Annotated in this window: 8 protein-coding genes and 1 pseudogene; 3 read left to right on the plus strand and 6 right to left on the minus strand. The window is 59.9% G+C overall.

The features are described from left to right. Positions 1 to 67: 67 nt before the first annotated feature. A pseudogene (locus AC6H1L_RS03645) lies at positions 68 to 1,315 on the minus strand (ribonucleotide reductase N-terminal alpha domain-containing protein); the annotation flags it as partial. 479 nt (positions 1,316 to 1,794) lie between these two features. On the opposite strand from AC6H1L_RS03645, the gene AC6H1L_RS03650 reads away from it, so the two are divergent. From AC6H1L_RS03650 to AC6H1L_RS03660, 3 genes are all read left to right on the plus strand, one after another. Further along, complete coding sequence (locus tag AC6H1L_RS03650) at positions 1,795 to 3,039, plus strand: competence/damage-inducible protein A (protein ID WP_497600191.1); 1,245 nt, start codon at positions 1,795 to 1,797, stop codon at positions 3,037 to 3,039. A 301-nt stretch (positions 3,040 to 3,340) separates the two neighbouring features. After that, positions 3,341 to 4,675: an Nramp family divalent metal transporter gene (locus AC6H1L_RS03655; RefSeq protein WP_497600192.1), complete on the plus strand. Its 1,335-nt coding sequence runs from the start codon at positions 3,341 to 3,343 to the stop codon at positions 4,673 to 4,675. 201 nt (positions 4,676 to 4,876) lie between these two features. Then, entirely contained in the window at positions 4,877 to 5,935 is a 1,059-nt protein-coding gene (locus AC6H1L_RS03660) for a site-2 protease family protein (protein WP_497600193.1), read from the plus strand. A 60-nt stretch (positions 5,936 to 5,995) separates the two neighbouring features. On the opposite strand, the gene AC6H1L_RS03665 is transcribed toward AC6H1L_RS03660, so the two are convergent. The 5 genes from AC6H1L_RS03665 to corA all read right to left on the minus strand — a co-directional run bounded on the left by AC6H1L_RS03665 (position 5,996) and on the right by corA (position 11,533). Continuing rightward, positions 5,996 to 6,205: a hypothetical protein gene (locus tag AC6H1L_RS03665; RefSeq protein WP_497600194.1), complete on the minus strand. Its 210-nt coding sequence runs from the start codon at positions 6,203 to 6,205 to the stop codon at positions 5,996 to 5,998. A gap of 216 nt (positions 6,206 to 6,421) precedes the next feature. After that, positions 6,422 to 7,363, minus strand: coding sequence for an NAD(P)-dependent oxidoreductase (locus AC6H1L_RS03670; protein ID WP_497600195.1), 942 nt, complete (start codon positions 7,361 to 7,363; stop codon positions 6,422 to 6,424). Positions 7,364 to 7,473: 110 nt separating this feature from the next. Further along, positions 7,474 to 9,507: an acetyl-CoA carboxylase biotin carboxylase subunit gene (locus AC6H1L_RS03675; protein WP_497600196.1), complete on the minus strand. Its 2,034-nt coding sequence runs from the start codon at positions 9,505 to 9,507 to the stop codon at positions 7,474 to 7,476. Between the two features lies 1 nt (position 9,508). After that, on the minus strand, positions 9,509 to 10,300 hold the full coding sequence (locus AC6H1L_RS03680) for an enoyl-CoA hydratase-related protein (protein ID WP_497600197.1): 792 nt from the start codon (positions 10,298 to 10,300) through the stop codon (positions 9,509 to 9,511). Between the two features lie 249 nt (positions 10,301 to 10,549). After that, on the minus strand, positions 10,550 to 11,533 hold the full coding sequence (corA, locus tag AC6H1L_RS03685; protein WP_497600198.1) for a magnesium/cobalt transporter CorA: 984 nt from the start codon (positions 11,531 to 11,533) through the stop codon (positions 10,550 to 10,552). Positions 11,534 to 11,539: the final 6 nt, after the last annotated feature.

Genomic DNA, 11,539 nt, shown 5'->3' on the forward strand with positions numbered 1-11,539 from the left:
CATCGGCTCTGACCTGAAGACGATAGACCGGTCCACTCCCCAGACGATGCGCCTCCTCACGCAGCACGAAGAGGTAGCCGAGGCGCAGGAGAAGCTGATGAACCTGGATGGCCAGTGTCCGATTCGCCAGTACAAGACCGATCTCGCTGCCAGAGACGTAGCCAGCGGCGCTGAACAGCCCTCGCAACAACGCCAGGGAGAGTTTAGCCGGCAAGTGCATCAGGGGGTCGGGAAGCCGCCGCGCATAGCTATAGCCGCCCAGGAAAGCCTTGAAGAACTGCCCAATGGCTTCAGAAGGCACCTCTAGATCGTAGCAGCGCGCGGTACTACTCAGCCTGACGGATGGTTCAATACCAAACTTGGCATCGATAATACGGACGCTCTCTTGAGCTGCTTGTTGCTCATCCAGGGCAAAGGCGATCTTGATACCGGACGGAATATCGGTGCCTGGACGATGAGTCAGGCCACCTTTGCCCAACCAGCGACCGAGCAGATAGCAGAGATCTTCGTCGAGCACCAGGCGATCAGGAAGCCTGACGGACTTTTCCCTGGCCGTTGCCGCCTCATGGTCGCTGCCTGGCGTCACCTTCAAGAGCTGACCGCCCTGCAATGCATATTCAGGGAGGTAATCGCGGAGAAAGATGGTAGCGGAAGCGCTTTCCTCGTCATGCTGTCCGAGGGCAACGTAATCGCCGGGTTTAATCTCCCGGGCGGGAATCCAGTCCGGCTCATGATGCAGGCGCCGGTTAGCGGTCGCCTCCTGCTTGTCTACCCATTCTGAGCGGATGAGATAGACCTTATGATCGCCTGTCAGGCGCAAATCAGCGTAGCCGACTGCGGTGGAACGAATGATGTAAAGCGGCTCTTCAGTTTCGCGCTCAAATTTGTGGAGGACGGGGCGCAGGCGCTTGCGATGGGTCACTACAAGATCGCCCACCTTGATTTCGGCAATAGGGCGATAGCCTTCTGCTGTGAGGACTTCTTGATCAGGTGGCATGCAGTTATAAAAGGTCACCTGATGGCCGGAGCCAGCTCCGGCCAGAATGCGCCCCCCAGGCACAAATTTAAAATCGGTCATCGCATCGTAGAAGCGCTTCTCCCAGTAGGCGCGCAGCTCTTCTGTCTTCTCAACCGCCGCAATCCCCCGCGCCACACGTGCCCACAGCTCTTCAGGATAGTGCTCCAGCGGCTGACCATTGGCATCCTTCAGCGAATAGCGATCCAAAAAGACTTTCAGGCGAATGCCTTCTAGCTGCGTTCGCTTCGGTGTATCGCCAGGCGCTTTGGGAGTCTTCGACTCCTGCTGCTCTAACATGCTATGTTACTCCTCTCTCAAATTGCAGCTCATCAGTCGTCGCACGCTACCACACACTGCGCGCTCGTTGTGCCGCGCCTCCCGGTGCCGGACGTACGACAAAGACAGGGCATGGTCAGGAAATAGGACTCACTTCTAGTGAACTTGTCCTGCAGGCAAGTTATCGGCTATGATTTCCCCGGTCGACCTTCCTCGGGACAGTATACTAGGAAACTTCCCCGATTACAAGCCTTTGAGCACAAGATATTGAGATTTTCTTATTCCCAGGCACAACATATTGAGAGATATTGAGACGTGGTATGATAAGGGGGGTCGTGGTCAGTCAGTCAGCCAGCAAGCAAGCTCTGAGCGGGGAGCCAGGGCCAGCCTGGTCAGGTCAGGTCAGATCGCAGAAGAGGCTTCTGACCGACGGTGCCGCAGGCTTCCTCCGGCTGACGAGCGGGCCAGACCACGCATCGCTTTGGAGGATTTGAGGCACCATGCGGGCAGAGATTATTTCCTGTGGTACTGAGCTGTTGCTTGGCCAGATCACCGATACCAACGCCACCTATCTGGCGCAGAGCCTGAGCGGCCTGGGGATCGACCTCTACTTTGTCTCTCAGGTTGGCGATAACCTTGAGCGCATCGTTGAGACGCTACGACGGGCCTGGGAACGTTCAGATTTGATCATTATGACTGGCGGCCTTGGGCCGACCGAGGATGATCTGACGCGCGAGGCCATCAGCACGCTGTTAGGGGAGAGCATGCAGGTTGATCCAAAGCTGGAGGCTGAGCTGCGCGCCTGGTTTGCTGCCCGGGGCGTCCAGATGCCCGAGCGCAATGTCAAGCAGGCCACGCTAATCCCTTCGGCGCGTCCTTTGCCTAATCCTCTGGGCACAGCTCCCGGCTGGTGGGTTGAGAAAGCGGGTCGCATCATTGTCGCTATGCCGGGGGTGCCGCGCGAAATGTATCGTATGTGGGAGGCCGAGGTCATCCCTCGCCTGAGTCCTTATACTGGCGGCCTGATCTTCACGCGCATTCTACGGGTGACCGGTTTGGGAGAATCCACAGTTGAGCAGCGACTGGAGGCCTTCATTCACGCGAGCAACCCGACGGTAGCCACCTATGCCAAGAGCGATGCCGTTGATGTGCGCGTGACTGCCAAGGCGGCCAGCCGCGAAGAGGCTGAGCGCCTGGTCAGCGAGACTGAGGCGGGTATTCGCGCAGTGCTTGGCGACTACATCTTTGGGGTTGATAAGGAGACACTTCCGGGCGTGGTTGGCGCCATGCTCGTCGAGCGCGGTCAGACCCTGGCAGTCATGGAGAGCTTTACAGGAGGACTTCTCTCCAGTGTGATTACCGATGTACCTGGCAGCTCGCGTTACTTCCGCGGCGGCCTGGTCGCCTACGGTCGCGCTGCAGCTCTGGAGCTGGGTCTTGCGCCAGAGCTGGTCGAGCAAGCAGGTTTGGTCAGCGAGGCAACGGCCCGCGCTATGGCTCAGCTCGCACGGCAGCGCCTGGGAGCTGACTATGGTATCGGTATCACTGGCGTGGCCGGTCCTGAGCCGTTCGAGCAGAAACCTGCGGGAACGCTGGTCCTGGCTATCGCTGGCCCTGCAGGCTTTGTCACCTCTAGCGGCAGCGGCTGGCGGGGCAGTCGCGAGGATCAGAAATATCGCTCAGCTCTCTCCGCCTTGAATCTGCTGCGTCTCCATCTACTGGGCCATAAAAAGGCGCAGCAGTGAGGCACGACACAGGCCGTCTCTTTTGAGTAGGGTCGGTAAGCTGGCAGGCAGGGCCGGGTCAGGCTGTTGTGCAACTGGTGGCCAGGTGCCTGGCCCACCCGCTTTGGTCTGTTGTCTGCCCCTTGCCAGAAGACCAGCCTGAGTGCTATCATTACCACGCCCTGCCCGCACTCGCAGCCGTGGGCCAGGCTCAGCCTGGGCAGGCTGTAAGAAGACTGCAGGGGTCCCACCGATGCACGACCCCTCCGGCTCGGGGCCAAGACGGACGGCACCTTGCTAGCGAAACTGACGCTGGTGCACTATGGAGAGATCTGGCCAGAAAACAACGGAGCTGCAGAGAAAGGACCGCGCCGCTCGCAGGAAACCGGCGCGGTCGCGTTTTCCTTTTCGCCTGAGCCGCTCGTCACCGCTGATCCGGCTGCTGGCGGTGCTTGGCCCGGGCCTGATCGCGGCCAACGCCGGCAACGACGCTGGGGGTATCGCTACCTACTCGGCGGCTGGGGCCAACTATGGCTATAACCTGTTGTGGGCGCTTTTCATTAGCAGTTTCTTTGTGGCTGTGATCCAGGAGATGTGTGCCCGCATGGGAGCGGTGACCGGCAAGGGCCTGGCCGATCTGATTCGCGAGGAGTTTGGCGTACGCTGGACGGCGCTGGCCATGCTGGCTCTGCTGATCGCCAATACGGGGATTACCATTTCGGAGTTTCTCGGCATTGGCGCCAGTGTGCAGGTCTTGGCTCAGGATGTGCATACGCCCTGGCTCTATGTCACTGTGCCTGTCTGCGGGCTGGTGCTGTGGTGGCTGGTCATTAAAGGCTCCTATCAGCGCGTCGAGAAGGTCTTTATCGCGATGTCGCTGGGCTTTCTCTCCTATATTCCTGCCGCCTTCGTCGCTCATCCCGACTGGGGGGCGATCGCTCATCAGAGCGTGTTTCCCGACTGGAGCTGGGATAGCGATTATCTGCTGACGGCGGCGGCTCTGGTCGGCACGACGATCAGTCCCTATATGCTCTTCTATGTGCAGTCGGCTGTCGCTGACAAGGGCATCCATGCCGGTGAGTATATCTATGAGCAGATCGACGTCTATAGCGGGACCCTCTTCGCGACGATCATCTCTTTCTTTATCATTATTGCCACCGGGGCAACGCTCTTTGTCTCTCACCATCCGGTGAGCACGGCGCTGGATGCCGCTTTTGCGCTGCGCAATCTGGCCGGTCCCTATGCTTCGCTGCTCTTCAGTATCGGTCTCTTCGGCGCCTCGCTGCTAGCGGCGGCGGTTCTGCCGCTTTCGACCGCTTACGCCATCTGCGAGGCCTTCGGCTTTGAGCGTAGCCTTTCGCGCAGTTTCCGCGAGGCGCCGGTCTTCCAGGGCCTTTTTACGGCGCTGATCGCGCTCGGCGTGCTGGTGACCTTGATCCCTGGACTGCCCATCTTCCAGGTGCTGATCGTGCTCCAGGATATCAATACGGCTATGTTGCCGATTATCCTGGTCTTCATTATCCTGCTGGTTAACAATCGCCGCTTGATGGGCAGACATCGGAACTCGCTTCTGTTCAATATCTTCGGCTGGGCAACCGTCGTCTTTGTCTCGATCCTGACCTTGATTTTGCTGGCCGTCAATGTCTTCCACCTCTGAGGTCGGCAGCGGGACGGGGGAGGCCGCTCCGCGCAAAGCGAGCAGCAAGCGTTCTATCCAGCGACAGCGCTTGATTCGGTCTCTTCATCGGTCTGTCTCTGCTCTGCGCCGCCTGGCAGGCAACAGGTTTTTCTGGCCGAGGTGTGCTAGAATAGTATTACCATGAGTGGAGCACGCAGCGAAGGAGAAAGGCCAGAAAGTATGGAGCACGATGCAGACCAGGCCCACAGCTATGCCCCCCAAGGCAGTCGCGGCGAGCTGAGTGTTTCGCTTGAAGGGCCTCTTGACTATACTCATCCCGACTTTTACCGCCTCCCGACAGGCACACCGCATCTTGACCCGGCTACAGCGCAGGCAGCGCTCCAGCCCTATCGCGGCCCGCAGGATCTGGCGCGCTATACTGCCGTGGCGGGCGCGGGCGAGAACGGTTACGCTGTGGGTGCCCCGGCAGAAGAGAAGGGGAAAGCCCCAGCGGCCAGTGGCATCAAGGGGAAGAAGGGCTGGGCTGGCCTGGGCGGAAGTCTGGCGGCGCTGGTGGCTTTGCTCCTGAAATTTCAGTGGCTCGGCTGGTTGCTGAAATTCGGTTGGGCCGGGATCTCCGCGCTCATTTCGCTGGCTTTCTACGCCATGCTCTTCGGCTGGGCTTTTGGCCTGGGAATCGTGGCTCTGCTCTTTGTCCACGAGCTGGGACACGCCATTGTTATCAAGGCGAAAGGCATCCCCCTTTGGGGCATGCTCTTCATTCCTCTCGTGGGAGCCGCAGTCTTTATGCAGCGTCATCCGCAGAATGCACGCGATGATGCCGAGATCGGTATTGCCGGGCCGTTAGCGGGAGCGCTAGGCGCCGCTCTCTGTTTGCTGATAGCCTGGTTCCATCCTATGGGTGTCTGGGCGCCGCTGGCTTACTTTGGCTTCTTTATCAATCTGTTGAACTTGATTCCTGCTCCCATGCTGGACGGCGGGCGCGTTGTGGGAGCGATCGACCGCCGCCTCTATGTGGTGGGCCTGCTGCTCTTGCTGGCTTATCAGGTCTGGCTCTGGCTTGACGGCCAGGTTTCTCTCTGGCTGCTCCTCTTCCTGATCGTGGGCGCTACCCGGCTGTGGACACAGCACAGCGACAATGCTATCTACCCGCACCAGTATTATGAGGTTTCCCCGCGCTTTCGCGTCGCTATGACAGTGGCCTATTTTGGGCTAATAGCCTTGCTCATCCTTGGGATGTCGTTCGCGCAGAGCCTCATCATCCCTTACTACGTGTAATCCTCAGCTCAGCAGGCAAGAATTTCCTGCGCTCCCTTTAGACCTGCCTGACTGTTCTTTTCACCGCGTGTCGCGCGGCGGGACCGGCCACGTCTGCTTTGATCCGTTGGGAACAGAGATATCAGCCGCACGCAGACTGGTAACACAGGAAAAAGATGGGCGTAAATAGCCATCTTTGGCGCGACGCGCTTTAGATGGCTGCTCCTTTTTGAGCCGGCGCTCTAGGGCTACGATCTTTTCGCTGGCCTCTTCGTGAGAGAGTTGCTCCATTGGGAATGCTCCTTTCTTCTGCGCGCCTGGCCGGCCAGCGGATCTGCGCATGATGCCAGCGCAACTGGCAGCAGGCGGCGACAATGACTCAGAATGGCGAAAGCACGACGAGCCTCTCTTTTATGCGGACGGCAGGCTATAAGCGCTGCTGGCTGTGCGCGTCACGCCTGACGCCAGGCCGGCCCCGGCGCGCTATGACGCGTTGGCACTCACTCACTATCTCGTTTGCTCCTGAGTGGAGGCGGCGCGGCTGCGCACTTCAACTCCTGCTAGCTGTTCTAAGACCTTGAGTAAGGCGGTATAATCCTCGCGACCATAGCCCTGGGCGCGGGCCATTTCATAGAGCTGGCGCGTCAGCCCTGTCAACGGCAGCGGCGTCTGATACTGTGCTCCCAGCTCCAGAGCTAGATTCAGGTCCTTCTGCAAGAGGTCGGTCATGAAACCGGGCTGGAAGCTTCCAGTAAAGGCGCGCATGGGAAATTGATTGGCAAGCTGCCAGTTGGCTCCCGTGCTGACATTGATAATGTTTGCCATCAGCTCGACATCGGCGCCAGCCTTGACCCCCAATACGAGGGCTTCTGCGGTAGCGGCAGCAATCACCCCGGCCAGCATGTTATTGACCAGCTTGACAACCTCACCGGCCCCCGAAGGTCCCACATAGAAAATGCGCTCAGGCTTGCCCATTGCCTCCAGAAGCGGACGGACGCGCTCAAAGACGGCGCGCTCCCCGCCAACCATGATGGCCAGGGTGCCGGCTATCGCCCCCTGGGAGCCTCCACTCACTGGCGCGTCCAGGAAAGACACCCCGCGCTCGCCGGCGAGTTGAGCCAGTCGGCGACTCGTTGCCGGTGCAATGGTACTCATATCGATGATGATCAACCCCTCTTGGGCCCCTTCCAGAATGCCATTGGGACCGGCCACCAGCTCCTCGACATCCTGCGAGGTGGGAACCATTGTGATCACTACCTCTACGCTCGCAGCCAGTTCGCGCGGCGAGGGAACAAGCCTGGCTCCCGCCTGAAGTACCTCCTGAACACCAGGTTTCTCAGGATGACGCGCATAAATCGCGACTGCATGCCCGGCTTTGAGCAGATTGAGCGTCATCGGACGGCCCATTGTCCCAATCCCTATGAAGCCGACCTTCATCTTAGATATCACGTCCTTTCTCCACCAATCGATCCAGCTTTCGCTTGGCTGGCTGGTCACCTAGAGGCTCCAGATGGCCGACAGCGCGCCGGGCCAGGTCTGATCAGGTCTGCAAACCTGGGTCATTCTTCTTGCACGCCCGTGAGGGCCGCCGCGCTTTGCTCTGTTCCCGCCTCTACCTCGACAACGACCGCCCCGCCCTGGACTACATCGCCTTCGCGATAATAGATGCGCCGGACGATCCCCTCATAGGGAGCAGTGATAACATGCTCCATCTTCATAGCGCTCAGAATGACCAGCACCTGACGCTGTTTGACATGCTCACCTTCGCTGACCTGCACTTTGACAATGGTACCCGCCATAGGGGCCGTCAAGCTCTGACCGCCGCGCTGGCCACTCCCGCGCAGACTGCTTTCGATAGCTGGCGGCTGCGGTCGCAGCAGACGATAGAGCCGTCCCCGCAGTATGACCTGCGTCTCACCAGCCAGACGCAAGAGCTGGACACGCTCACGTCGTGCCCCACGCTGGAGGCAAAGCGCCCCATCCGGCGTTTGCTGCGGCAGCACTTCCTCCGGCTCTCCCTGGTCAACCTGGACGCGCCAGCCTCCGCCAGTGCCCGGCAGACGCTCAAGGCGAACCTGATGTTCTTCTCCTTCATAGCGATAACGCAGGAGTCGCCCCTCACCGCTCAAGCGCCAGGCCCCCAGGCGCCGCCAGGGATTGCGCTCACTCGGCTCTTCGGCCAACACCTCAGCCAGAGCCGCCGCGCTTAAAGCCAAGGGCAGCGCCGCTGGCTCCTGCAAGGCCCCCGGTTTCAGGAGCTGCTGCTCCTCTAGAAAACTGGTGAAGGTGAGGCCCTCACGGAAAGCCGCATTCTCGGTGATCGCGTGGAGCAAAGCGCTATTGGTCTTGACGCCGAAGACCGCCAACTCCTCCAGTAAGGTCCGCATGCGCGCAATGCTGACAGCCCGCTCTTCGCCGTAGGTAATCAGCTTGGCCAGCATGGGATCATAGAACTGGCTGACCTCAGAGCCGCTTTCCACGCCGCTATCAATGCGCATACCGGGCCGCTGCGGCATGACAAAGCGGAGGATTTTGCCAGTAGATGGGAGAAACTGCTGCTCGGGATCTTCAGCATAAAGGCGCATTTCGAGAGCATGACCGCGGGCCACCAGCTCGTCTTGACGGAGACGCAAAGGCTCGCCAGCGGCGATCAGGATCTGCAGGCGCACCAGGTCAACCCCCATCACAAGCTCGGTCACAGGGTGCTCAACCTGCAGGCGCGTGTTCATCTCCAGAAAATAGAAGTGGTGATCACGATCAAGCAAAAACTCTAGCGTGCCAGCGTTGACATAGCCAGCAGCGCGAGCAATGCGTACGGCGGCCTCCCCCATCTGAGCGCGCAAGGCCGGCGTCAAGGCAGGAGATGGGGTCTCCTCAACGATCTTCTGGTGGCGACGCTGAATCGAGCATTCGCGCTCGCCCAGATGCACAACCTGCCCGTAGGCATCGGCCAAGACCTGGAACTCAATGTGACGCGGCTGCTCTAGCAAGCGCTCCAGAAAGACTGTGCCATCGCCAAAGGCAGCACGCGCCTCGCGCTGCGCTCCCTCTAGCTGAGCGGGAAAATCTTCCAGCGAGCGCACCACCCGCATTCCTTTGCCACCACCGCCGGCTGCCGCCTTGATCAAGAGCGGTACGCCGATGCGCTCGGCCTCCTGGAGCAGATGCTGCGGGGTCTGCTCGGGCCCATCGTAGCCCGGTACCGTTGGTACACCGACCTGCTGCGCCACCCGACGCGCCGCAATTTTCGAGCCCATGAGACGCATGGCCGAGGCCGGGGGACCAATGAAGACAAGGCCGGCTTCCTGGCAGGCTTCAGCGAAAGCCGGGTTTTCCGATAGGAAGCCATAGCCGGGGTGAATGGCCTCCGCCCCAGCTTGACGGGCCGCTGCAATGATTGCCTCGATGCGCAGATAACTTTCGCTGGCAGGCGCCGGGCCGATGGGATAGGCCTCGTCGGCTTCGTAGACGTGCGGCGCATAACGGTCGGCCTCCGAGTAAACGGCAACGGTGCGAATGCCCATCGCGCGACAGGTGGCCATGATGCGGCGGGCAATCTCCCCCCGATTGGCGATGAGAATCTTCTTGAACATCTTAGTTGCTCACCCAGTTCGCTTGGCGCTTCTCCAGGAAGGCGCGCAGACCCTCCTGTCCTTCGGCACTCGTCCGCAATTCGGCGATCAGATTGGCGGTATAGTCACGCGCCGCCTCGCGACTCAACGAGCCAACCTGTAGGGCCAAGGCCTTGCAGGCGCGCAGGGCACGTGGCCCACCTCGGAGCAGATGATGCAGCACCTGCTCCACCGCCGCATCCAGCTCTTGAGCCGTCACCACCCCATGCACAAGCCCAAGTTCACGGGCCCGTGCCGCAGAGAACTGCTCGCCCGTTACAAAGAGAGCCCGCGCCTGCCCCTCACCGATTTTGCGCACGACGTAGGGAGCAATCACCGCCGGCGCGATGCCCAGACGCACTTCGCTGAAAGCAAAGCGAGCTGTCTCCACCGCAATCACCAGATCGCAGGCCGCAATCAGACCTAGCCCTCCACCCATCGCCGTGCCATTGACGCGGGCTACCACCGGACAGGGGAAGGTATAGATCGTCTCAAAGAGGTCAGCTAAGCGCAAAGCCTCGGTCACATTCTCCTCACGGCTCAAGCCTGCCGCCTGCTGCATCATCTTGATATCGGCCCCAGCGCTAAAAGAGGCACCCGCGCCGGTCAGGACGACAGCATGCAGCCGCTCATCGTCGCGCAAAGCCGTAAAGGCAGCCCGCAGCTCCTCAATCAACTGCTCATTAAAAGCATTATGGACCTCGGGACGGCGCATCGTCACCGTCGCGACCCGGTCCTGAAAGCTGCGTTCAACACTGAGTAGGGTGTACTCCATTGTGCCAATCCCCGACAAGAACTCAGCTGCTGCAGGTCTAGCGGAACCAGCCGGCCCGGCGGTTCGCTCACCAATGCCAGCCTCTGGCCCTCACCGGCAGAGAGCCAACGGCTGCCGCAGCTCCTCATTCGCTTGTTGTTTTTGATTATACCACCCGTCTGCCAGCCTGCTGGCTGATCTCTCTTCCGCTTGCTCTCTCGCCGCCTCGCGCGCGGAGCACCCGTCACCAGCCAGCTATTCAGCCCCTCCCTAGAGCCAGCGCAGGCGCCGAAAGATCACCAGCAGGAGCAACGAGATTCCTCCCATGGCAGTCAGCGCCGCTGGATAGCCATAGACCCAGTGCAGCTCAGGCATATGCTCAAAATTCATCCCCCAGATCCCCGCCAGCAAGGCATCAACCATCAGAATGATGGAGGCTGCCGTCAGCGTGCGCATCGTCTTATTGAGATCGTTGGAGACAATTGACAGATTGGCGTCCATAGTCGAGCTGAGCTGATCACGGTAGAGATCGACGGTATCAGCGACGCGCATAATGTGGTCATAGATATCGCGAAAATAAAGCAGAGCATGCTCACTGAAGAGGGGATTATCGCGATTTGTTAGCACATTAAGAACATCACGTTCGGGGCCGACAATGCGGCGCAACTTCAGGAAGCGCTTCTTGAGAGTGAGCAGCTCCTGAGTAAAAGGGCGCTGACGGAGGGTACCGCTGAAAAGCTGATCTTCCAGCCCCTCGGCCTGCTCGACCATGGCATCGAGGACCGGGAAATACTGATCGACAATCGTATCGAGCAAGGAATAGAGCAGGACCACAACCCCGCCTTCCAACTGATGCACATTGCGCGTCCAGCGCTGCTCAACCTCCTCCAACTCGGGAATCTGCTCATCATGCACCGTGATCAAGAAGCGCTCCCCAAGAAAGAGGTCCAGCTCACAGACCTGCAGTCCCGCCTCATCCGGCAGCTCCGTCGTACGCAGCGTATAAAAGACCAGGAAAAAAAAGTGCTCGTACTCCTCGATCTTTGGACGCTGGTGTTTATGGCCGGCATCCTCGACCGCCAGCGGATGCAGATGGAAGGCCGCGCCCACCCGCCGCAGCTCCTCCTGGCTTGGCTGAAAGAGATCGAGCCAAAGCACAGTCCCTGTCTGGGCGAGGGCCTCACGCGCCTCCTCTAGCGAGGTGACGCGCTGAAAGCAACGCTCCTGGGCATTACAACGTAGAGCCGTCAGCACAAGCGT

It is taken from the genome of Thermogemmatispora argillosa (assembly GCF_059696725.1).